The sequence below is a fragment of the Lysinibacillus sp. NPDC096212 genome, from assembly GCF_044763105.1.
Taxonomy (GTDB): Bacteria; Bacillota; Bacilli; order Bacillales_A; family Planococcaceae; genus Lysinibacillus.
In genome coordinates this window covers 1-23,718 of the sequence record NZ_JBIWFQ010000011.1, presented here as the reverse complement: position 1 = coordinate 23,718, position 23,718 = coordinate 1, and the positions used below count along the sequence as shown (strand labels likewise).

Sequence of the window (23,718 nt, the reverse complement as noted above, 5' to 3'; positions counted from 1 at the left end):
ACGGAAGCAACAGACGAATCGACGGATAGAAGCAGAAGTGACGGATAGAACAGTCAAAGTGACGGAATGAATCGCCAAAGCGACGGAAAGCCCCGCTAAACGACGGAAAGAACAGCCGCCCCGACGGATACAACAGCCAAACTGACAAACAGCACCCGAAATAAATCGATTCAGCTACTTAAAGTAAGTATTTTCTCTAAAATTCAGAAATCTTGTTGTAGTTTACGTTAGCGTCAATGGTATACTGATGGAAAACGGAAGGGGGAGATGATGTTGAAGACGATTCAAGAAGTGGCTAAGCAGTTTAATGTTTCAACACGGACCATTCGTTATTATGAGGAACTTGGGCTGCTTAATCCTAATCGATCATCTACTAATCAGCGAACCTTTTCAAAAAAAGAATTAGCGAAGCTTAAGCTTATTTTCCGAGGAAAGCGATACGGTTTTTCACTTGAGGAGATCAAGGAAATGGTATTGCTGTTTGATTATGATCGCACGGGCATTCAGCAGTTGGAGCGTACGGTCGAATATGGGGAGCAAAAAATGCAAGAAATTGATGGCAAAATTGCAGAGCTTGTACAGATGAAAAAGGAGTTACAGCAATTACAAGGCATATTTACAGAAAAATTAGCGACTTTAAAGGGAGAGATGCATGATGAATAGTTCGAATTTGTTAGCACGTAATGCGCGAAAGTACCCTATGAGTGAAGCTGTTGTTTGTCAGGGCAGACGTGTGACTTATCGTGATTTAGATGAGCAAGTGACACGTCTTAGTCATGCTTTGTTAGAGCAGGGGGTCTGGCAAGGCGATAAAGTGATCATTTTTATGCCAAATGTTGTAGAGTTTGTTGTTAGCTATTTTGCTATTCAGCGTATTGGAGCTATTGTTGTTCCAGTAAATGCGAAATTTACGCTGCAAGAGGTTGAGTATGTAGCGCAGCATGCTGATGCTAAAGCTATTCTAGTGCATGAGGCGATTTTTGCAGCAGTTGAAAACATCACGGTTGTTCCTTTAAAAATCAAAACAGGTCAAGAGCAGGCTGATTGGCTAATCTATGAATCACTTATTCAACATGCAAGCAGTCAAACAATTGATTGCCAGTTGAATGAAGATGATGTTTCTACGATTTTATATACCTCGGGTACAACGGGAAAACCAAAGGGAGTATTGTTTAGCTATCGCAATATTTTAACTGTAGCGCAAATGATTGCAGTAGAAATGGAAGTAAAGCCAGAAAGTCGGATTCTTCTTATGATGCCGTTGACGCATTCAGCCCCATTACATTTATTTTTAATGGCAGGAGTATTTGTAGGCTCGACAAATGTGCTAACGCCAACATTTACGCCTGATTTATTGATAGATTCAATCGAGCGGGAACGGACAACGCATTTCTTCGGCGCACCTGTCGCGTATTTGTTAACCGCTCAAATGCCAAGATTGCAAACAGCTGATTTATCATCGATGAAATGGTGGTCTTATGGTGGAGCGCCGTTATCACAAAACGAAGTCCGCCATTTACAAGAAGCTTTCAGAACAGAAAACTTAACTTGTGTTTATGGCCTAACAGAGGCTGGTCCAAACGGTTCAATATTGTTTGGCGAAGAGCATGCAACGAAGGCAGGGAGCGTTGGTAGGCGTGCACCACTTGGGGCGGAGCTGCGTATTATTAACGACAATGGAGAAGATGTCAGTGTTGGTGAAGTAGGAGAAATTGTGATATTCGGTGAGGGTAATATGCTGGGCTATTACAAGGATGATATGGCAACAAAGGCTGCATTTATAGATGGCTGGCTGAAAACAGGTGACTTAGCTCGCTTAGATGAGGACGGCTATATTTAGATTGTCGATCGTAAAAAGGATGTCATTTTGTCAGGCGGTGTGAATATTTATCCGAAAGAAATTGAAGATAGTATGTTGAGCTATGGGGGGATTTTTGAAGTGGCAGTAATAGGTGTACCGCATCCGGAGTGGGGAGAAACGGTGAAGGCCGTTTATGCCGCTAAAACGGAAATTGACGAGGATGAACTGAAAGCTTATTTGGAGGAGCATCTTGCTAAATATAAAATTCCACGCATCTTTGAACGTGTGGAAGCGTTACCACGAAATGCATCAGGCAAAATACTAAAACAATCCTTGAAGGGACAAGAGGTGAGATAGTATGAAAGTTTTACAGCAGGAAGATATGAAAACAACAAACTTTTTTAACGATAATGATACACTTCATAAAGTTTTAGAAATGATGCTAGATAAAGAGTTTGTGGAATATGCCACACGTGAGCTAACAGATTTTGGTGAGCTTTGTGCTGGAGATATTGATGTGAGAGCCAAACATACAGATAGAGAGGGTGAACCTCGATTACAAAGGTATAATGCCTATGGTGAAGAAGTGTCAGAGATTTGGGTCAATGATGGCTATAAAAGAACAATTGAAGAGACGTACAATACCGGCATTGTTGGTTATGTGCATAAGGATATTCCGCAATTAGGTAGGAAGGGCAATTATGTGTATAGCTTTGCTCAGGGCTATTTACTATCACATGCTGAGCCAGGCTTTTACTGTCCTGTTACTTTAACAATGGCTACTGCTTATTTACTTGATCATTATGCGAGTGATGAAGTGAAGGAGCGCTTTTTACCACATGTTTGTGCAACAGGAGATACAGAGCTATATGAAGGGGCTACATTTTTAACGGAGCGTCAAGGTGGCTCTGATGTTGGGGCGAATGTTGTGGAGGCAAGAAAGGACGGCAAGCAGTATCGTTTATATGGGGAAAAATATTTTGCATCTAATGTAGGAATGTGTGGAGTAACCATGGTATTGGCACGTATGGAAGGGGCTCAGGTAGGCTCAAAGGGCTTAACATTGTTTGCCGTTCCATGGCGAAACGAGGATGGCACAGTTAATAACCTACGCATTAGGCGTTTAAAGGATAAACTTGGCGTTAGAGCAGTGCCTTCTGGTGAGGTGGAATTTGATGGTGCGCTAGCATATGTTGTTGGTGATCCGAATAAAGGAATTTATTATATGCTGGAGGCACTTAATTTATCAAGAATTTGCAATGCGGTTGCTTCTATCGGCATTATGCGCCGCGGATATTTAGAGGCGAAGCATTATGTGACAAATCGTCATGCCTTTGGTAAACCTTTAACGCAATATCCTATGATTCAGGATACACTAGGGAAATTCGCTGCCAAGCTTCATGTAGAAGTTGCCACGGTTTTTGATCTTATTCAGCTTTACGATAAAGTAACTAGTGGGCAGGGGAATAAAGAAGACATTATTTTAAACCGCTTGTATATTGCTATCATGAAAAAAGAAACGGCAGAGCAAGCTGTACATTATGCTAGTGAAGCCATTGAATTACATGGCGGAAACGGCTATATTGAAGATTTTGTTACACCTCGGTTATTAAGAGATGCACAGGTACTTACTGTGTGGGAAGGGACTGCGAATATTTTAGCTTTAGAGCTCATTCGTTTAGTTGATAAGTTTCATGCGCACGAAATGTTTGTTCGTGTCATGGAAGAACGTCTAGAAAAACTAGTTGCCAGTCCATTAGTTGAAATTGTCATGGATCAATTAGCAAAACTAGAATCAACTTTGCAAACATTTAGCCGTTTAGATGATGCAACAAAAACGTTTGAAGCAAAAAAGGTCGCAGAGAAAATGGCGCATTTATATGAAAGTGTGGTAGCAGTCGAGTGGGCACAAAGATTCGGCGGCAAATATGAGAAGCTAGCAGATATTTATTTGGAGGATACATGGGCATTACGAGAAATGGGTGCACCAATGAAAACGGTACAGTATTTTTCAGATATAGTATAACTTGTTTCAGCGGGTGTCCAAACACCAGATGAAATAGAGGAACTCAATCTAAGAACGCCACGTCCTGTGGCAATGACTGAGTGTTGCTGTCGCTACGCTTTCGCACAAAAACATCTTTTTGACCAAAAGCCTCCGGCGGAAGTCACAGAGTATGCCGGACATAATTGATTTGTTTTGAAGTCGTCTCGAATGGAGGCGACTTCTTTCATTTTCATGTATAATACAATCAACTGAATATTATAAAGGTTCTTTACTTAAGTAAAGTGAAAAGGGAAATCGGTGTAATTCCGATGCGGTCCCGCCACTGTATGTGTGAGTTTTTTCAATCTGCGCCACTGAAAATTTCGGGAAGGCTTGAAAAAGCGTATGGAGCACGAGCCAGGAGACCTGCCTTTATAGAAAACACGTTGTAGCCTACGAGGATAGGATGGTGGATTTTGTATATGTATTTTTGTGCAAATTTGACCCCCTCATTATTTTATGATGAGGGGTATTTGTTTTGGAAGATGAATGTCGATAAATTTGAAAACATGGGCGATAAATTCACAATGTTAGGCGATAAGCTCAAAATGTTGGCTGGAAGTTCGCAATGTTGACGATAACCCCACAATGTTAGGCGATCAAAAACTAAAATGTATCGATCAATCAGAAAAACAATAAAAACTATAAGCACAAATAGACTAAGGAGGATTCACATGAAGAAAATTTGGAAAATAGGGTTATCAGCATTTTTAGCTATGGGCTTACTTGCTGCATGTAATACTAAAGAGGCGACAAATGAAAAGCCGTCATCTTCTGAGCAACAAGAGACTGCGAAAGTAGATCAAGCTACATTCCCAATGACGATAAAGGATGCTACTGGCAAGGATATTACGCTAGAGGCACCTCCTGAAAAAATTGTCTCACTCATTCCGAGTAACACAGAAATATTATTTAGCCTTGGCTTAAATAATGAAATAGTTGGCGTGACCGATAATGACGATTATCCACCAGAGGTTACTAAAAAAGAAAAGGTTGGCGGTATGGATTATAATATTGAAAAAATTATTGCTTTATCGCCAGATATCGTTTTTACGCATGCGTCAGGTATGAGTTATTCAAAAGGAGCCATTGAACAGCTTGAGGCGGTAGGTGTGAAAGTATTTGTTGTAGCGGATGCAAAAAACTTTAATGAAACTTACACAACGATTGAACAGCTTGGTCGTGCAACAGGAAAACTAGAAGAAGCTAAAAAAATTGTTGCAAATATGAAGGCAAAAGTTAAAGAAGTTGAAACAAAACTTGACGGTGTTGAGCCAAAGAAAGTCTTTGTAGAATCGTCTGATGAGCCACAGATTTATACAGCTGGTAAAGGTACATTTATGAATGAAATGCTAGAAATGATTCATGCTGAAAATGTGGCAGCAGATGTAAATGACTGGTATCAAATCGATGCTGAAAAAATTATCGCGAAAAATCCAGATGTCATTGTTGTGGCATATAATTATGTACCTGAAATTTTAACGAAAATTCCACAACGTGCAGGCTTTGAGACAATCTCTGCCGTAAAAAATAAAGCCATAGTACAAGTAGATGAAAATATGATAAGTCGTCAAGGTCCTCGATTAGCAGATGGTCTTGAGGAACTAGCAAAAGCTGTCTACCCTGAGGCGTTTAAATGAGTAAAACAATTGTAGCCTATGTAACAGCAATTACGCTTCTAACCATTAGCATCTGGTGTGGTGTGGCGATAGGCTCAGTTCATATTCCACTAGAAGTGTTGTGGAATAAGGCGGCTGATGAAACAGCCGCCAATATTTTATGGAAAATTCGATTACCCCGAGTCCTGCTGGCAGGGCTTGTAGGGGCGTCACTTGCAATTGCAGGGGCAGCTTTTCAGGGCTTATTAAAAAATCCTTTGGCTGATCCTTATACATTAGGTGTTTCCTCTGGTGCATCAGTTGGCGCAGTTATGACAATTTTTTTTAGTATATCAATACCTGTAGTAGGCCATTTTACATTGCCGACCTTTAGTATGATAGGTGCCATATTAACGATGGTAGCTGTTATGGGCTTTGCTAGAATAGTAGACCGCTCGCTAAAAATGGAAACTCTTATTTTAACAGGGGTTATATTTAGTTCATTTTTAGGTTCTTTGATTTCATTAATGATTGCATTGTCTGGTGAAGAGCTACGCCAAGTAATCGGATGGTTGCTAGGCTCAGTATCGATGCGTGGTTGGCCATATGTTCAGATGATTATTCCGTTTGTCATAATTGGCTCAATTATGCTTTGGACACAAAGACGCGAGTTAAATGTTCTGTTATATGGAGAAGAACGCGCGCAGCATTTAGGTGTCAATGTTAAGCGCAGTAAATATATTATTTTAGTGGGTGGATCCATGCTGACGGGAGCTGCGGTAGCTGTTTCTGGAACGATTGGCTTTGTTGGTTTAGTTGTTCCTCATATGACGAGAATGGTTTGGGGTTCTGATCACCGTCATTTATTGCCATTATCATTTTTAAATGGGGCAACTTTGCTGATTATTTGTGATTTAATAGCACGAACAATTATTATGCCAAGAGAGCTACCGATTGGTGTCATTACTGCATTTATTGGGGCGCCCGTTTTTTCCTATATTTTTTATAAGCAACGTAGAAGCAAGGGGGTACGGGCATGATTGTTGTTGAACATCTTTCCGGCGGCTATGAAGACGTACCGATCGTCCAGGATATAAGTTTTTCCGTTGAAAAAGGCAAAATACTAGGGATTTTAGGGCCGAATGGTAGCGGGAAATCCACACTGTTAAAAGTAATAAGTGGCATACTACCAGCAACTGCAGGCACTATATTAGTAGATGGCAAAAATAGTAGCTCTTACAATGCTCGTGCATTAGCAAAAAAAATGGCGGTGCTTCCACAATTACATGCTAATGCCTTTTCAAACAGTGTACGGGAGGCAGTATCACTTGGGCGTTATCCACATCAAACAGGCTTCTTTTCAAGCTGGTCTGATCGCGATGAACAAGCAGTCCAACATGCCATGATGCAAACTGGTGTGAAACGCTATGAACAGACACCGTTGGAATTTTTGTCGGGCGGTGAACAGCAAAGGGTATTTGTAGCTCAAGCTCTTGCACAAACCGCGGAAATATTGCTGCTAGATGAACCAACGAACCATCTAGATATTGCTCATCAACGCCAAATTTTAGATATGGTGCGAAAAGAAGCAATTGAAAGTGGTTTGACCGTTATTATGGTACTACATGATATGAATTTAGCCTCCCTCTATTGTGATGAATTATTACTAATGGAGGAAGGTCGGATGCGAGCATTGGGGGCGCCACATGAAGTATTAATCGCTTCGCAAATCGAAGATGTTTATCATGCCAGAGTTGCAACTTATGCACATCCAGAAATTCCAAAGCCTCAAATTACAATGATGCCAGCCTCAGTTGAACATCAGCAGCGTGCTGTCATTACAAAAGAAAATTTCACTATTACAGATCGTTATATTAAGCTTCAATCAGAGTTTCCGTTAAAAACAGTGTCCTCAGCTGTCCATAATCCGGGTATCGGTTGGTATGATTGTCTGTTAAATCGCTCTGTACCAATAGATTATGTCATTAGTGATGTAAAGAAAGAGGTTGCTGGATTTTTACTAAAAGAGCATTTTTCATCTACAAGTACCGTCGTCATGTTAACAGCTGTCCCAACAAATCTTGTAGCTATTAATGAATTTAAAGCTTCCTTTGGCAGCGTACTTGTTGCAGTTACGGCCGGAGTTGGCAATGCTGTTGATGTGTCTCGTACACATGAAAGACAAGATGAACCACATATTGGTACAATAAATACGTGGGTTATTGTTAATGGTTGTTTATCAGAAGAAGCGTTTTTCCAAGCAATGATGACGGCTACCGAGGCGAAAACAAAGGCATTGCAATCGGAAAATATTCGTGATGAGCTTAGTGGTACAATTGCGACAGGTACTGCTACAGATAGTTTATTGATAGCAGCTACACAAAAAGGGGAAGAAATGCTGTACGGAGGCCCCATTACTGATGTAGGTAAGATTATCGGTAAAGGTATTTTTGAAACAACTGTGCAGGCAATAGAAAATTATCTTCATTCAGCAGAAACCTCTGCTGAATGAAGATAATGCCTCCGGCGGATGTCACGGATTTTCAAGGGAATGAATTGTGAGGGCACAATTCAAAATCCGGACGCATTGTTTATCTGTGCGAAAGCGTAGTGCTAACGTAGCGACAGCAACAATTACGCCAAGGCGAAATTGATAAAATAATTCTAGGAGATGAGAGAAATGAAGCTTTACACGAAAACAGGCGATACAGGGAAAACAAGTCTTATCGGTGGACGCGTTGATAAAGATAGCTTACGCGTTGAAACATATGGGGCCATCGATGAATTAAATTCTTTTATTGGTAAGGCAGTTAGTGAATTAGATCGTGAGTTATTCAAGGATATTTTAATTGATTTAGAAACGATTCAACATGAGCTTTTTGATGCGGGTGGCGACCTTGCTAACGTCATGAAGGAACGTCATTATAAGCTGACAGAGCAGCCAATTGAAGTGTTGGAAACGCGTATTGATGCATTGTCAGATGAAGCACCGCCGTTACAGCGCTTTATTCTACCAGGTGGTGCACCAGCAGCTGCAACATTACACATTGCTCGCACAGTAGCACGTCGAGCAGAGCGTCAAATGGTAACGCTTATGAAGGAAATCGAAGACGTACCGACAATTGTACAAAAATATTTAAACCGTCTATCTGACTATTTATTTGCAGCAGCACGTGTTGTTAATTTTAGATTGAATGTCGCAGATGTTGAGTATATTCGAAGCGGCAATGTCTTTAAAAAATAGTCTGCTATTTATAGACAAATTACGCTCGTTAGCAATACATGGGGTTGATTTCCGTTCCGACTATAATTCATTTTTATATAAATACTTTGGAGATTTATCGGAACAAAATCTCACTTTATCGGAACAATTTTAGCTTTTATCGGAATGTTTTCTCGTTTTATCGGAACAATTTCAGTTTTTATCGGAATAATTTCAATTAGAACGGAAATCAACCCACGTTATGGTGAGAAGTTATATATTTGTATTTAAAATAATGAGAAAAATAGTCACTCTGAAAAATTCAGGGTGGCTTTTTTTCTTGTAAAATGTAAGAATATAAAATTATCAGAAATATTTCCGTTTTATGTTGACTGAATGCTCACTCATTTATTAGAATGGGAATATAATGATGGAATGACGTACATTTACGTATGAGCTAGCAAATTTACCACAAAGAGAGAAACTTACGACAGACTAAAGGGGGGACCAACCATGAGTCCATTAGTAATTGCAAACATTGTTCTAACAGTCGTGGTTGTGCTTTATGCAGTAGGATTGTTTTTCTATCTGTTAAAAACACGCTATAAGTTTGTGCAATTGGGGAAAAAGGTTGAGTTTGATGAAAGTGTTAAAGAACGAGTTCGTTATCTTATGGTCAATGTACTTGGCCAAAACAAGCTATTAAAAGATCCAAAGAGTGGTTTAATTCACGTCATGTTCTTCTATGGATTTTTGATGGTGCAGCTTGGTGCCATTGATTTAATTTGGAAGGGGTTAGCACCTGGATCACATTTACCGCTTGGCGTTTTCTACAGTGTGTTTACATTCTTCCAAGAGCTTGTAGTATTAATGATTTTAGTGGCGGTTGTGTGGGCATTTTACCGACGCTATGTAGAAAAGCTAGTACGTCTAAAACGAGGCTGGAAAAATGGTCTTGTCCTAATTTTCATTGGTGGGTTAATGGTATCCACATTACTTGCAAATGGTATGGGAATAATTTGGCATGGTGAAGAACTAACTTATACAGAGCCAGTTGCTTCTAGCATTGCCGCTATTTTTAGTTTCTTACCAGCATCAGCAGCGGCTGTTGTTTTCTTTGTAATGTGGTGGGTGCACTTACTAACTCTTTTGACATTCTTAGTGTATGTACCACAATCGAAGCATTTCCACTTGATTGTAAGCCTGATTAATGTGTATATGAACCGTTTGGATCGTACAGGCACTTTAACACCAATCGACTTTGAAGCATTAGAAAATGCTGAAGATGAAGAGGATATTCCAGCAATTGGTGTTGGACGTATTCAAGACTTTACACAAAAACAAATGCTCGATTTATATTCTTGTGTAGAGTGCGGACGCTGTACAAATATGTGTCCAGCGGCAGGAACAGGGAAAATGCTATCACCGATGGATTTAATCGTGAAGCTTCGTGATCATTTAACATTTACAGGTGCTGTTGTAACAAAGCAAAAGCCATGGGTTCCTTATCAATTCTTTGCTAATACAAAGGGGAATCAGCTAGCGATGGCAGCTGGTGCTGAGGGGGCAGTCATTGAAGATATCTACAATCCTTCTTTAATTGGCGATGTTATTACAGAATCAGAGATTTGGGCATGTACAACTTGCCGTAACTGTGAGGATCAATGTCCTGTTATGAACGAACATGTCGATAAAATTATTGATTTACGTCGTTACTTAACAATGACTGAAGGGAAAGTAAACCCTGATGCACAACGCGCGATGACAAATATCGAGCGTCAAGGTAATCCTTGGGGCTTAAACCGTAAAGAAAAAGAAAATTGGCGTGACCTAGATCCAACAATTCATATTCCAACAGTGAAAGAGCTGAAAAAATCAGGCGAGGAAATGGAATATTTATTCTGGGTAGGTTCAATGGGTGCATTTGATAACCGCTCGCAAAAAATTGCATTAGCTTTCTGTCGTTTATTAAACGAGGCGGGCGTGAAGTTTGCGATTTTAGGAAATAAAGAGAAAAACTCAGGGGACACTCCTCGTCGTTTAGGAAATGAGTTCTTATTCCAAGAGTTGGCAACAGCAAATATCGATGAATTTGAGAAAAACGATGTGAAGAAAATCGTTACGATTGACCCGCACGCATACAATATCTTTAAAAATGAATACCAAGACTTTGGCTGGAAGGGCGAGGTCTACCACCATACTGAATTATTGAATCAATTGATTGAAGAAAATCGTCTAGCGTTAAATTATGAAGTTCATGAAACGATTGTTTTCCACGATTCTTGTTATTTAGGTCGTTATAACGATGTTTATGATGCACCACGCGAGATATTACGTGGTATCCCAGGTGTTAAGCTTGTGGAAATGGAGCGTAATCGTGAAACGGCAATGTGCTGTGGTGCAGGTGGCGGTTTAATGTGGATGGAAGAGCATGTCGGCAACCGTATTAACGTAGCACGAACAGAACAAGCTTTAGCAACTGATGCATCTGTTATCTCTTCTGGATGTCCTTACTGCTTAACAATGCTTGAGGATGGAACAAAGGCAAAAGAGGTTGAGGATTCAATCGGTACATTCGATGTTGCAGAACTATTAGAGCGTTCTGTATTTGGTGAAAAAGTGAAAGCTGTCGAAGAATCTGTTGAAGAAGCAGCGGATGTAATGGTTGAAGAAGTGGTAGCTTCAGTGGACAGTGTCGAACAAGACAAGAATACAGAGGCTAACGCAGAAAAATGATAGTTATTGTAGAAATATTTCTGTTATCTGAAAAATATAAATTGCACAATAAATAATTGTTTTGTAGAATAAGATTAAATGGAGATGGGAGTTGATCAATAAACTCCCATTTTTCATCGCAAGAGGTCGAGCGAGCGTTCAGTCAACGTAGATGCTCTAATACTTCTTCTAGAACGTAAAACAAAAGGGGTGTTTTACTTGAATAGAGCTGTAATTTTAGCAGGAGCAAGAACTGCATTTGGTAAGTTTGGAGGTTCACTATCAGCATTAAGTGCAAGTGATTTAGGTGCAATCGCCATAAAAGGGGCACTTGAGAAAGCGAATCTTTCGCCTGATGAAGTGGATGAAGTAATTTTAGGCTCCGTTTTACAAGGGGGACAGGGCCAAATTCCTTCAAGGCAGGCTGCAATCAAAGCAAATTTACCAATAGCGGTAAAAACAGAAACGATTAACAAAGTTTGTGCGTCAGGGATGCGTGCTGTAACACTAGCAGATCAGCTAATTCGATTAGGGGACGAAGAAGTAATGATCGCTGGTGGCATGGAGTCCATGTCCAATGCACCGTATTATTTACAAAATGGTCGAACTGGCTTACGCATGGGCGACTCAACGATGGTGGATGGCATGCTATATGATGGCTTAACATGTGCCTTTAATAAGGCAAGGCCGCATATGGGAAGCTACGGTAATACAACGGCGAAAGAATATTCGTTAAGCCGTGAGGAGCAGGATGCTTGGTCAGTTCGCAGTCATGAACGTGCACTTGCAGCAATTGAAAAAGGTTACTTTGCTGAAGAAATTGTGCCTGTGGAAATTCCACAACGTAAGGGAGAACCGCTTCAAGTCGATACAGACGAGGCACCAAGAGCTGGTACATCAATGGAGGTACTTGCAAAACTCAAACCAGCCTTTGACAAGGATGGAACAATTACAGCAGGTAATGCACCTGGTGTTAACGATGGTGCATGTGCCTTAGTAGTAATGAGTGAAGAACGTGCAACTCGTGAAGGCAGAGAGCCACTTGCAGTTATTATCGGCCATGAAGAGATTGCTATTGAGCCAGAGAGCTTCCCGCAAACACCAGGGCTTGTCATTAACAAATTACTGAAAAAGACGGGGAAATCATTAGCTGACATTGATTTGATCGAAATCAATGAAGCATTTGCAGCAGTAGCACTTGTCAGCAAACAATTGGCGGATTTAGATGCTGAAAAGGTCAATGTTAACGGTGGTGCAGTTGCATTAGGTCATCCAATCGGAGCATCTGGAGCACGCATTATTTTAACACTTGCTCATGAATTAAAGCGCCGTGGCGGTGGTATCGGAATTGCTGCTATCTGCTCAGGTGGAGGGCAAGGCGATGCGATTATGATTGAAGTACCGAAAACAGGGGGACATGAATGATGGGAATTCAAAAAGTAATGGTTATTGGTGCTGGGCAAATGGGCTCCGGCATTGCACAAGTTTGTGCACAAGCTGGTTATGACGTCAAACTGAACGACATGAAGCAAGAATTTTTCGAACGTGGTTTAGGAGTCATTACGAAAAACCTGACACGTGATGTCGAAAAGGGTCGTAAAACTGAGGATGAGAAGGCGGCCATTCTAGGTCGTATTAATATGTCACTAGATTTAGAGGATGCTAGTGACGTAGATATTATCATCGAGGCAGCAGTGGAAAATATGGAAGTAAAGCAATCCATCTTTAAGCAAATTGATCAGATTGCACCGGCACATGCCATTTTAGCTACGAATACATCATCTTTACCAATTACGGAAATTGCAGCTGTCACAAATCGTCCAGAGCAAGTGATTGGTATGCACTTTATGAATCCGGTACCTGTTATGAAGCTTGTAGAAATTATTAGAGGGTTAGCTACGAGTGATGAAGTCTACAAAGCGGTTGAAGAAATGACAGTAAAATTATCGAAAACGCCAGTGGAAGTAAATGACTTCCCAGGCTTTATTTCAAATCGTATTTTATTACCAATGATTAATGAAGCGATCTACGCATTGTATGAGGGTGTAGCATCGAAGGAAGCTATTGATGATGTGATGAAGCTCGGAATGAATCATCCGATGGGGCCATTAACATTAGCAGATTTCATTGGTCTTGATACATGTCTATCCATCATGGAGATTTTACATGAGGGCTTAGGTGATAGTAAATATAGACCTTGTCCATTGCTTCGTAAATATGTGGCAGCAGGATGGCTAGGTAAAAAATCTGGAAGAGGCTTTTACGTTTACGAATAATCCTATGGGGATGGGACGATTCAAACGAAGTGTAATGCTACGGGACAACGTACGGGGGTGACATTATAGATGTATTTACAATTTACAGATGAACAAATAATGATGCGTGATATGGTTCGGAATTTCGCTCAGGATAAAATCGAACCGTGGGTAGAACGTATGGAGGCAGGAGAGTTTCCACGCGAACTCCTTGCACAAATGGGAGAATTAGGTTTAATGGGGATCACGACGCCTGAGGAATTAGGCGGCTCAGCGATGGATTTTACATCGTACATAATTGCTATCAATGAACTGTCGAAGGTTAGCGCGGTAATGGGGGTTATTTTATCTGTGCATACTTCGGTTGGAACAAATCCCATTATTTATTTCGGCAACGATGAACAAAAGAAACGTTATGTTCCAAAGCTTGCTGCAGGTGAATATTTAGGGGCATTTTGTTTAACGGAGCCTAGCGCTGGTTCTGACGCTGGCTCTTTACAATCTAAAGCGGTGCGAGATGGAGATGAATATGTCATCAACGGCTCCAAGGTGTTTATTACAAACGGCGGAGAAGCAGATGTTTATATTGTCTTTGCCTCAACGAATCCTGCTGAAAAAACACGCGGTATTTCAGCATTTATAGTTGAAAAAGGAACACCTGGCTTAATCATAGGGAAAGATGAACATAAAATGGGTCTACACGGCTCACGTACAGTTCAACTAACATTCGACAACTGTCGCATTCCAGCTACGAACCTTCTTGGGGAGGAAGGGGAAGGCTTTAAAATTGCAATGGCCAACTTAGATGTTGGACGTATTGGAATCGCAGCACAAGCTCTAGGCATTGCTGAAGCAACGCTAGAGGCAGCTACTGCCTATGCCAAAGAACGTGTTCAATTTGGAAAGCCTATTGCAGCGCAACAAGGGGTTGGCTTCAAGCTTGCTGATATGGCGACTGCTGTAGAAGCAGCGAAATTATTAGTTTATCGGGCAGCGGATTTACGCACAAAAGGGTTACCGTGTGGAGCCGAGGCCTCGACGGCAAAACTTTTTGCCTCTCGTACGGCAGTGCAAACAGCAATAGACGCTATCCAAATTTTTGGTGGCTATGGCTATACAAAAGACTATCCCGTAGAGCGTTATTTCCGAGATGCAAAGGTGACAGAAATATACGAGGGTACAAGTGAAATTCAAAAGCTAGTCATTAGTAAACATTTACTTAAATAAGGTCTTTACAATGTTGATTTTTCAAGGATGATGTCGATTGCTAAAATAAATCGCTCGGGTAACCCGGAAATCTGATCAGGTAAAGCAATAAATCGCTCGGGTAACCTGAAGAACTGATCAGGTAAAGCAATGAATCGCTCAGGTACCTCGAAGAACTGATCAGGTAACAAAAAGATTTGCTCGGTTTCTCGAAGCAATAATCCAGAAACATTATCAAAAATTGAAATCAACAATATAGCACTAACAGAGTCTAACGAAAAAGGGGAAATGGACAATGAACTTTCAATTATCAGAAGAGCATGAGCAATTACGCGAAATGATTCGTGATTTTGCTATTAATGAAGTAGCACCAACAGCAGCTGAACGTGACGAGAACGAAGAGTTTGACCGTGCAATTTTTGATAAAATGGCGGAGCTAGGCTTAACAGGTATTCCATGGCCAGAAGAATACGGCGGTGCAGGCTTTGATTATCTTGCGTATGTCATTGCTGTAGAAGAATTATCACGTGTATGTGCGTCAACAGGGGTAACTTTATCAGCACATACTTCGCTTGCGGGTTGGCCGATCTATAAATTCGGTAATGAAGAACAAAAACAAAAATATCTTCGTCCGATGGCAGAAGGTAAACATATCGGTGCATATGGCTTAACGGAGCCAGGATCAGGTTCTGATGCTGGAGGCATGAAAACTTATGCAAAACGTGATGGCGATGATTATATTTTAAACGGCTCGAAGATTTTCATTACCAATGGTGGAGTAGCAGATACATATGTTGTATTTGCAGTAACAGACCCAGAAGCTAAACATGGCACAACCGCTTTTATCGTTGAAGCTGGCTATGAAGGCTTCTCGGTAGGAAAGAAGGAGAAAAAACTAGGAATTCGTTCATCTCCTACAACTGAAATTATTTTTGATAACTGTCGCGTTCCGAAAGAAAACATGCTTGGAGCTGAGGGAGAAGGCTTCAAAATTGCGATGACAACACTTGATGGAGGACGTAATGGTATTGCGGCACAAGCTGTAGGGATTGCACAAGGTGCGTTAGATGCAGCTGTTGAATACGGTAAAGAGCGTGTGCAATTTGGTAAGCCGATTACTGCTAACCAAGGTGTCTCCTTTAAACTAGCGGATATGGCAACTCAAATTGAAGCATCTCGACTGCTTACATACCAAGCGGCCTGGTTGGAATCAAATGGTCTACCTTATGGTAAGGCATCTGCAATGGCAAAATTAATGGCTGGCGATACTGCGATGAATGTAACGACTGAGGCGGTTCAAGTCTTTGGTGGATATGGCTATACGAAAGATTATCCAGTTGAGCGCTTCATGCGTGATGCAAAAATCACACAAATTTATGAAGGTACACAAGAGATTCAACGACTTGTTATCTCTCGTATGTTGACAAAATAACGTATGACAGAAAGAGATAAAAGACCCCAAGTACAGTCAACGGTAAAAGATGAAAATCTCATCGCCATTCGTCGAGAACAAATGATAGAGGGAGCCATTAAATTATTTAAAGAAAAAGGTTTTCATCGTGCTACCACGAGAGAAATCGCAAAAGCTGCAGGCTTTAGTATCGGAACATTATATGAATATATTCGTACTAAGGAAGATGTCCTTTACCTTGTATGTGATAGTATTTATCACCATGCGATGGAGCGACTTTCAAGTTATGAGATTAAGGCAGGAACTATAGAAGAGTTAAAGGAAATGATTCGAGAGTATTTCTTGCAAATTGATAGTATGGTTGATGAGCTGACAATCATGTATCAGGAAACTAAATCATTATCAAAAGAAGCACAACGTTATGTATTTAGTAAAGAGTTTGAAATGGTAGGTACTTTTGAGCGATTACTACAACGCTGTGTGCAGTCAGGTGAAATAACGATGACGGATCAACAAATTCACTTGGCGGCAAATAACTTAGTCGTTTCTGGACAAAGCTGGGCATTCCGTAAATGGGCGCTCCATCGTCAGCACTCTATTGACGAATTTATTGAAATGCAAATAACATTGTTTATTTCGGGCATAAAGGGGTTCTAATAAGTTCCGTAAAGGGGTTGTCGGTAATTGCATAGAGCGACATTGCAATTACCGGCTTTTTTATGAGGCTCATCACCAAAGTTGGGGATGATATTTGTTAAAAATGTATGTCATGTAAATTAGTTGATTGAAGTGGAGACTGGGCGACTCCTTGGGGATCAGCGTCACAGATGAGACCCTGGAGCGAGCGGTGCGAGTGAAGCGGCTCATCGGACGCCCCCAGGAAAGCGCCCAGTCGGAACGGAAATCAACCACACTTTATGATGATGAGTCGATAAAGAACATTAAGGGGAGAAAGTGGGGATTTCATATGACAAAGGTAGAAGTATATCGTCCAAAAAATCACGTACGTTTTGTAACAGCATCGAGTCTTTTTGATGGACATGATGCTTCGGTTAACATTATGCGACGTATTTTACAATCAAGCGGTGTAGAGGTAATCCATTTAGGACATAACCGCTCCGTGGAAGAAGTCGTAAATGCTGCGATTCAAGAGGATGCTCAAGGTATTGCGGTATCTTCTTATCAAGGCGGGCATATGGAATACTTTAAATATATGTATGATTTGCTGCGTGAAAAAGGGGCGCCACATATTAAAATTTATGGTGGTGGCGGTGGTGTTATTTTACCACGTGAAATTAAAGAGCTACATGCTTACGGGATTGCAGGGATTTTCTCACCAGAGGATGGGCGTGTTTTAGGTTTACAAGGGATGATTAATGAGAAAATTAAAGGAACTGATTTCCCGACTGCTATAGGTAGCTATCAAGAAAAGCTGGATGCTCTATCCACAGAAACACCTGAAATTTTAGCAAATTTATTAACTGCTGCTGAGTCAAATGATGATGAAGAAACGAAAAAGATGTTAGCGGAAGCTCGCAAACGCTCAAAAGGGACGCCTATATTGGGCATTACTGGAACAGGTGGTGCGGGTAAATCTTCCTTAACAGATGAATTAATTCGCCGCTTCTTGAAGGAGTTTCCGGATAAACGCGTAGCTATTCTTTCTGTCGATCCGACAAAGCAAAAGACAGGTGGGGCTTTACTTGGTGACCGAATTCGTATGAATGCGATTTTCAATAATCGCGTATATATGCGTAGTTTAGCAACCCGTGGATCTCGTACAGAGCTTACTGCTTCCATTGGGGATGTGCTAGATGTAACGCGTGTAGCGGGTTATGATTTAATCATTGTAGAAACAAGTGGTATTGGTCAGGGTGATGCGGAAATTACAAAATACACTGATCTATCTATGTATGTTATGACAAGTGAGTTTGGTGCGCCAACACAGCTTGAGAAAATTGACATGATTGATTTTGCGGATGTGATCGCTATCAATAAATTTGAACGCAAAGGTTCTGAGGATGCATTACGTCAAGTGCAGAAGCAATATCAACGTTCACGAGAGCTTTGGGATGAATCACTTGATAATATGCCTGTGTACGGTACGATTGCCAGTCAATTTAATGATAAAGGAACGAATGCTTTATTTGCTGCATTAGTCAATATCATTAATACGAAGACAGGTAGTAATTGGGAAACAGGCTATGAGCAATTTGCGAAAACCCAAAAACAAGATGTTATCATTCCGAACGACCGTCGTTATTATTTACGAGAACTGACAGATACTGTGCGTGGCTATCATAAAAAATCAGAGCAACAGGTGGAATTTGCTCGTCGTCTATACCAATTAGAGGGAGCTATTGCAGCGGTTAAGGAAAAAGCGCCAAATGATGCACTTATCGCATCTCTCACTTCTTTAGCGGAAGGTGTTAGAGATGAATTAACAGCTGAGTCTAAACGAATATTAGACAATTGGCATGCTTTAAAAGAAGCGTATGCAGGAGACGAATTTGTCACAAAAGTTCGTGATAAAGAAATTCGAACAATTTTAAAGACAATAAGCCTTTCTGGTACAAAAATACCTAAAGTTGCTTTGCCGAAATTCGTAGATTATGGTGAAATTTTACGCTGGGTTTATAGAGAAAATGTACCTGGTGAATTCCCTTATACAGCGGGGGTATTCCAATTTAAACGTGAAGGTGAAGATCCGAAGCGACAATTTGCTGGTGAAGGAACGCCTGAGCGTACGAATAAACGATTCCATTATTTATCGAAGGATGATGATGCAAAGCGTTTATCAACAGCATTTGATTCGGTAACGCTTTATGGTGAGGATCCTGATTACCGACCAGATATTTATGGGAAAGTTGGAGAATCGGGTGTATCTATTTGTACGCTAGAGGATATGAAAAAGCTTTATGCAGGTTTTGATTTATGTGCACCATCAACTTCAGTATCAATGACAATTAACGGTCCGGCACCGGTTATTTTGGCGATGTTCATGAATACGGCTATTGATCAGCAAGTGAAACTACGTGAGGAAGAACTTGGTCGACCTTTAACAGTTGAAGAATTTACGGAGACACGTGAGAAGACATTACAGGTTGTACGTGGAACCGTGCAAGCAGATATTTTAAAAGAAGACCAAGGGCAAAATACATGTATTTTCTCAACAGAGTTTGCGTTACGAATGATGGGAGATATTCAGCAATACTTTATCGATCATAAAGTTCGTAATTATTACTCAGTATCTATTTCTGGTTACCATATTGCTGAAGCTGGTGCGAACCCAATATCACAATTGGCCTTCACATTAGCAAATGGCTTCACGTATGTGGAATATTATTTAAGCCGAGGAATGAATATTGACGACTTTGCGCCAAATCTATCATTCTTCTTCTCTAACGGACTTGATCCAGAGTACACAGTTATTGGACGTGTAGCCCGTCGCATTTGGGCAGTTGTCATGCGTGATAAGTACGGCGCCAATGAACGAGCACAAAAATTAAAATATCATATCCAAACATCTGGACGCAGTTTGCATGCACAGGAGATTGATTTTAATGATATCCGCACAACGTTACAGGCGTTAATGGCATTACAGGATAACTGTAATTCATTGCATACAAATGCATATGATGAGGCCATTACAACGCCTACGGAAGAATCTGTACGTCGTGCAATGGCTATTCAAATGATTATTACGAAGGAACATGGTTTAGCGAAAAACGAAAATCCATTACAAGGAGCGTTTATCGTAGAAGAGTTAACAGACCTTGTAGAAGAAGCGGTACTAGAAGAGTTTGATCGTATCAATGATCGTGGTGGCGTGCTAGGTGCAATGGAAACACAATATCAACGTGGTAAAATTCAAGAGGAATCCATGCACTACGAGATGCTAAAGCATTCAGGTGAGTTACCAATCATTGGTGTGAACACATACTTAAATCCGAACCCACCTTCAGAAGATGAAATTAACAATATGGAAATTGCGCGTGCCTCGACGGAAGAAAAAGAGACGCAAATTCATAATTTACATGCCTTCTGGAAGCAACATGAAGGTGAGAACGAAGCGGCCCTTGCCCGTTTACAACAAGTAGCTGTAAACAACGGTAATATTTTCGCGGAGCTTATGGAAACCGTAAAAGTCGCTAGCTTAGGGCAGATCACAAATGCTTTATATGAGGTTGGCGGACAATATCGTCGTAATATGTAATTCGTAGTATTTTGTTTGTGCAAAATGTTTGTGAAGTTTTAAGTGTCTAGTCTTAGGATTAGGCACTTCTTTTTATTTCCGTTATAATAAGAAATGTAAAAAAAAGGGGAGGCGCAGTAGAATGATGAAATCAACAATTAACTACATCATTATTTTGGCTTTGGTGGTAGGAGTTATTTTCCTGTATGATAAGCAATTTGGCGCTGTTCCTTTACTTATATTATCTTTCTATTTGTTTTACTTAGGGATAAAAAAAATGCGTGATATAAAAAACAGTAATTGAAGCTAGCAAAGAGGATAAAACTTTGTATATAATGGGTATTATGCTTATGATATGGAAAGTTACTTTTGTGCGGCCTTTTTTGCTGCGCTCCGACAATAAAGCTATATAAATTTTAAAACGTCCAATGTGATGAGGGAAAGGAAGTGCACGAATGAATTTTCGTGAAATGACAAAAGAACAATTAACGGAAGAGTCGTTAATTAACTTAGCGTATGCAATTTTAAATGAAAAACGTGCCTCAGTGTCTTTTAATGACTTATTAACAATTATTCAAGAGCTTGTAGGCTATAGTGATGAAGAAATGAAAGCTCGCCTACTACAATTTTACACAGATTTAAATGTAGATGGCCGCTTCTTATTTAATCAGGAAACTGGCTGGGGCTTACGTGAATGGTATAAAGTTGAACAGATTGAAGAAGAAACAGCTCCTTCTGTTAAAACTCATAAGAAAAAATCTAAAGCTGCCGTTGAAGAAGATGATTTAGATGAAGATATAGAGGAAGAAGATATTGACTTCGATGAAGATTATGAAGAATTCGTTGAAGAAGATGATGATCTAGATGAAGAAGAAGATAAAGAAGATATCGATTTTGATGAAGAAGATATAGAGGAAATCGATGAAGAAATCGACGAGGACTTTACTGATGAAGATGAAGAGGAATTTGAAGAAGAGGACGAAATCTAACTTATTTCAGCAAACAACCGCTGAAATAAGCCGATTCCGGATGCAATTATGCTGAGGCATAATTGATGATAATTACTCTTTGAAATTTTCTTTCTTTTATCCGTGTAGTAAAAAATCTTGACTTCTATCGCGGTTCCGTTTAATCTTTTACTTGGGCTCCTTAATTAAAGGAGAAAGACCGTGTATGTAATACGCTTCCCCTGCAAACCTATGCAGGAGGAGCGTTTTTTTATTTTTTTAACTATATTCAGTCAAGTTCTCCCATGTTTATAGCTACGGAATGAATATAAATGCTCTAAATTATTCATGATGTATATTAATCGGTGACTGAGTATATGTTAGGATGGATTTTTTAAAAGGAAAGTAGAAAAGAGATAGAAACGATTACAGCTTCGAATCGACTACAATTTTGTAGGCATTCTCGGCTTTTCTTATTTTAGGGATAAGAAATATCAATTTCTTAGGCCGTAGAGACATTTGCATTAATGCTCAAGATTACTTAGCTTAGGACGTGAATGCACTTTTCTTACTAGTAATTTCTAGAACAACAAAAGGAGGAATTTTTTCATGACGAAGTATATTTTTGTAACAGGTGGGGTTGTTTCTTCACTTGGAAAAGGGATTGTAGCAGCATCTCTAGGTCGTTTATTAAAAAATCGCGGATTAGAAGTAACGATTCAAAAATTTGACCCATATATCAATATTGACCCAGGTACAATGAGTCCTTATCAACATGGTGAGGTTTTCGTAACAGATGATGGCGCAGAAGCTGACTTAGACTTAGGTCACTACGAACGTTTCATTGATATTAACCTAGGAAAACATTCTACAGTAACATCAGGACGTGTTTATCAATCTGTATTACAAAAAGAACGCCGCGGTGAATACAACGGTGGAACAGTACAAGTAATTCCTCACATTACAAATGAGATCAAAGATCGTATTCAACGAGCTGGTCGCGAAACTAATGCAGACGTAGTTATTACAGAAGTAGGCGGAACAGTTGGAGATATTGAGTCATTGCCATTCCTTGAAGCAATTCGTCAAATGAAAACGAATTTAGGTCATAACAATGTGATGTATGTTCACTGTACGCTTATTCCTTATATTAAAGCTGCAGGTGAGCTAAAAACAAAACCAACTCAGCATTCTGTAAAAGAATTACGTTCTTTAGGTATTCAACCAAATATTATCGTTGTACGCACAGAGCAAGAAGTGCCTCAGGATATGAAAGAAAAATTAGCTTTATTCTGTGATGTTCAGCCACACGAAATTATTGAATCTCGCGATGCAGAACATTTATATGAAGTACCACTAAACCTTCATGCACAAGATATTGATGATATCGTGCTTGACCATTTTGGCATTGAAGCACCAGAGGCAGATATGGAAGAATGGCGCGAGCTTGTAGCAAAAGTGAAGAGCTTACCAAATAAACGAAAAGTAGCATTAGTAGGTAAATATGTAGAACTACAAGATGCTTACATTTCTGTTGTAGAGGCATTAAAGCATGCAGGCTATGCATTTAATTCTGATATTGAGATTGATTGGATCAATGCAGAACATGTGGATGCTGACAATGTTGTTTCATTATTAAAAGGTGCTGATGCAATTTTAGTTCCAGGTGGCTTCGGTGATCGTGGAGTTGAAGGTAAAATTTTAGCGACGCAATATGCTCGTGAAAATAATGTACCATTCTTAGGTATTTGCCTAGGTATGCAACTTGCAACAGTAGAATTTGCTCGTAACGTACTTGGTTTACAAGGAGCGCATTCTACAGAGCTTGATCCAAAAACGCAATATCCTATTATCGATTTCCTACCAGATCAAAACGACAGTGTAGACATCGGTGGTACATTACGTTTAGGTTTATATCCATGTAAGTTAAAAGAAGGCTCAAAGGCAATCCAAGCTTATGGTCAAGAACTTGTTTATGAACGTCACCGCCATCGTTATGAATTTAACAATGAATATCGTGAAGCGATGGAAGCTGAAGGTCTTGTCTTCTCAGGTACAAGCCCTGACGGTAAATTAGTGGAAATTATCGAGTTACCAGAAAATAATTTCTTCGTAGCATGTCAATTCCATCCTGAATTGGTATCACGTCCAAACCGTCCACAGCCATTGTTCCGTGATTTTATCGGATCAACATTCAAATAATGAAAAAAGAGTTGTCTCAAGTGCTGAGACAACTCTTTTTTTTCGGTTCTATAATATTTGTTGGGGTATTCACATAATTCCACGCATAAAAAAAGCACAGATTCACCGATTTATATATACTTGAATTGTCGAGAAACAA

The 23,718-nt window shown here is 40.0% G+C and carries 17 protein-coding genes, 1 pseudogene and 1 riboswitch; of the genes and pseudogenes, 17 read left to right on the top strand and 1 reads right to left on the bottom strand.

The genetic code is table 11. The annotated features are described in order from the left end of the window. Positions 1–273: 273 nt before the first annotated feature. The 11 genes and pseudogenes from ACIQ7T_RS12490 (at position 274) to ACIQ7T_RS12440 (ending at position 14,845) form a co-directional block, all read left to right on the top strand. Positions 274–663 (top strand): MerR family transcriptional regulator, encoded by a 390-nt coding sequence (locus ACIQ7T_RS12490; RefSeq protein ID WP_402870690.1) that lies wholly within the window; start codon positions 274–276, stop codon positions 661–663. Further along, a pseudogene (locus ACIQ7T_RS12485) lies at positions 656–2,158 on the top strand (class I adenylate-forming enzyme family protein). Before ACIQ7T_RS12490 ends, ACIQ7T_RS12485 begins: the two are co-directional and overlap by 8 nt. Before the next feature lies 1 nt (position 2,159). Continuing rightward, entirely contained in the window at positions 2,160–3,827 is a 1,668-nt protein-coding gene (locus ACIQ7T_RS12480) for an acyl-CoA dehydrogenase family protein (RefSeq protein ID WP_402870687.1), read from the top strand. Between the two features lie 226 nt (positions 3,828–4,053). Then, positions 4,054–4,236, top strand: a riboswitch (cobalamin riboswitch). A 286-nt stretch (positions 4,237–4,522) separates the two neighbouring features. Next, positions 4,523–5,488, top strand: coding sequence for an ABC transporter substrate-binding protein (locus ACIQ7T_RS12475; RefSeq protein WP_402870684.1), 966 nt, complete (start codon positions 4,523–4,525; stop codon positions 5,486–5,488). Continuing rightward, entirely contained in the window at positions 5,485–6,486 is a 1,002-nt protein-coding gene (locus ACIQ7T_RS12470) for a FecCD family ABC transporter permease (protein WP_370083056.1), read from the top strand. The genes ACIQ7T_RS12475 and ACIQ7T_RS12470 overlap by 4 nt, the downstream gene beginning before the upstream one ends. Beyond that, positions 6,483–7,958: an adenosylcobinamide amidohydrolase gene (locus ACIQ7T_RS12465; protein WP_402870681.1), complete on the top strand. Its 1,476-nt coding sequence runs from the start codon at positions 6,483–6,485 to the stop codon at positions 7,956–7,958. Before ACIQ7T_RS12470 ends, ACIQ7T_RS12465 begins: the two co-directional genes overlap by 4 nt. A 168-nt stretch (positions 7,959–8,126) precedes the next feature. Then, on the top strand, positions 8,127–8,690 hold the full coding sequence (locus ACIQ7T_RS12460; RefSeq protein WP_248717808.1) for a cob(I)yrinic acid a,c-diamide adenosyltransferase: 564 nt from the start codon (positions 8,127–8,129) through the stop codon (positions 8,688–8,690). Positions 8,691–9,161: 471 nt separating this feature from the next. Continuing rightward, complete coding sequence (locus ACIQ7T_RS12455) at positions 9,162–11,384, top strand: heterodisulfide reductase-related iron-sulfur binding cluster (protein WP_402870678.1); 2,223 nt, start codon at positions 9,162–9,164, stop codon at positions 11,382–11,384. 198 nt (positions 11,385–11,582) lie between these two features. Then, positions 11,583–12,788, top strand: a complete 1,206-nt coding sequence (locus ACIQ7T_RS12450) for an acetyl-CoA C-acetyltransferase (protein ID WP_402870675.1) — start codon at positions 11,583–11,585, stop codon at positions 12,786–12,788. Continuing rightward, positions 12,788–13,639 carry a 3-hydroxybutyryl-CoA dehydrogenase gene (locus ACIQ7T_RS12445; RefSeq protein ID WP_370083068.1) on the top strand — a complete coding sequence of 284 codons (852 nt, stop codon included), beginning with the start codon at positions 12,788–12,790 and terminating at the stop codon, positions 13,637–13,639. Before ACIQ7T_RS12450 ends, ACIQ7T_RS12445 begins: the two co-directional genes overlap by 1 nt. Before the next feature lie 69 nt (positions 13,640–13,708). Further along, entirely contained in the window at positions 13,709–14,845 is a 1,137-nt protein-coding gene (locus ACIQ7T_RS12440; protein ID WP_402870672.1) for an acyl-CoA dehydrogenase, read from the top strand. A 5-nt stretch (positions 14,846–14,850) separates the two neighbouring features. Here ACIQ7T_RS12440 and ACIQ7T_RS12435 read toward each other — a convergent pair whose 3' ends face one another. Next, positions 14,851–15,075, bottom strand: a complete 225-nt coding sequence (locus tag ACIQ7T_RS12435) for a hypothetical protein (protein ID WP_402870669.1) — start codon at positions 15,073–15,075, stop codon at positions 14,851–14,853. Between the two features lie 44 nt (positions 15,076–15,119). Here ACIQ7T_RS12435 and ACIQ7T_RS12430 point away from each other — a divergent pair, with 44 nt between their 5' ends. The 6 genes from ACIQ7T_RS12430 to ACIQ7T_RS12405 all read left to right on the top strand — a co-directional run bounded on the left by ACIQ7T_RS12430 (position 15,120) and on the right by ACIQ7T_RS12405 (position 23,579). Continuing rightward, the gene (locus ACIQ7T_RS12430; RefSeq protein ID WP_402870666.1) at positions 15,120–16,256 is read left to right on the top strand and encodes an acyl-CoA dehydrogenase; all 1,137 of its coding nucleotides are present in this window, start codon (positions 15,120–15,122) and stop codon (positions 16,254–16,256) included. Positions 16,257–16,259: 3 nt separating this feature from the next. Beyond that, positions 16,260–16,892 (top strand): TetR/AcrR family transcriptional regulator, encoded by a 633-nt coding sequence (locus ACIQ7T_RS12425; protein ID WP_323654254.1) that lies wholly within the window; start codon positions 16,260–16,262, stop codon positions 16,890–16,892. Between the two features lie 310 nt (positions 16,893–17,202). Further along, entirely contained in the window at positions 17,203–20,451 is a 3,249-nt protein-coding gene (icmF, locus tag ACIQ7T_RS12420) for a fused isobutyryl-CoA mutase/GTPase IcmF (RefSeq protein ID WP_402870663.1), read from the top strand. Between the two features lie 121 nt (positions 20,452–20,572). Then, a complete protein-coding gene (locus tag ACIQ7T_RS12415; protein WP_370083040.1) occupies positions 20,573–20,734 on the top strand; it encodes a hypothetical protein in 162 nt (53 codons plus the stop codon). A gap of 151 nt (positions 20,735–20,885) precedes the next feature. After that, a complete protein-coding gene (gene rpoE / locus ACIQ7T_RS12410; protein ID WP_402870660.1) occupies positions 20,886–21,419 on the top strand; it encodes a DNA-directed RNA polymerase subunit delta in 534 nt (177 codons plus the stop codon). 567 nt (positions 21,420–21,986) lie between these two features. After that, positions 21,987–23,579 (top strand): CTP synthase, encoded by a 1,593-nt coding sequence (locus ACIQ7T_RS12405; RefSeq protein WP_370083036.1) that lies wholly within the window; start codon positions 21,987–21,989, stop codon positions 23,577–23,579. Positions 23,580–23,718: the final 139 nt, after the last annotated feature.

Coding starts and splice junctions, on each gene's coding strand:
- ACIQ7T_RS12415 (WP_370083040.1), top strand. CDS start 20,573: ATGATGAAATCAACAATTAACTACATCATTATTTTGGCTTTGGTGGTA.
- ACIQ7T_RS12405 (WP_370083036.1), top strand. CDS start 21,987: ATGACGAAGTATATTTTTGTAACAGGTGGGGTTGTTTCTTCACTTGGA.
- ACIQ7T_RS12480 (WP_402870687.1), top strand. CDS start 2,160: ATGAAAGTTTTACAGCAGGAAGATATGAAAACAACAAACTTTTTTAAC.
- ACIQ7T_RS12455 (WP_402870678.1), top strand. CDS start 9,162: ATGAGTCCATTAGTAATTGCAAACATTGTTCTAACAGTCGTGGTTGTG.
- rpoE (WP_402870660.1), top strand. CDS start 20,886: ATGAATTTTCGTGAAATGACAAAAGAACAATTAACGGAAGAGTCGTTA.
- icmF (WP_402870663.1), top strand. CDS start 17,203: ATGACAAAGGTAGAAGTATATCGTCCAAAAAATCACGTACGTTTTGTA.
- ACIQ7T_RS12460 (WP_248717808.1), top strand. CDS start 8,127: ATGAAGCTTTACACGAAAACAGGCGATACAGGGAAAACAAGTCTTATC.
- ACIQ7T_RS12465 (WP_402870681.1), top strand. CDS start 6,483: ATGATTGTTGTTGAACATCTTTCCGGCGGCTATGAAGACGTACCGATC.
- ACIQ7T_RS12475 (WP_402870684.1), top strand. CDS start 4,523: ATGAAGAAAATTTGGAAAATAGGGTTATCAGCATTTTTAGCTATGGGC.
- ACIQ7T_RS12425 (WP_323654254.1), top strand. CDS start 16,260: ATGACAGAAAGAGATAAAAGACCCCAAGTACAGTCAACGGTAAAAGAT.
- ACIQ7T_RS12440 (WP_402870672.1), top strand. CDS start 13,709: ATGTATTTACAATTTACAGATGAACAAATAATGATGCGTGATATGGTT.
- ACIQ7T_RS12430 (WP_402870666.1), top strand. CDS start 15,120: ATGAACTTTCAATTATCAGAAGAGCATGAGCAATTACGCGAAATGATT.
- ACIQ7T_RS12445 (WP_370083068.1), top strand. CDS start 12,788: ATGGGAATTCAAAAAGTAATGGTTATTGGTGCTGGGCAAATGGGCTCC.
- ACIQ7T_RS12470 (WP_370083056.1), top strand. CDS start 5,485: ATGAGTAAAACAATTGTAGCCTATGTAACAGCAATTACGCTTCTAACC.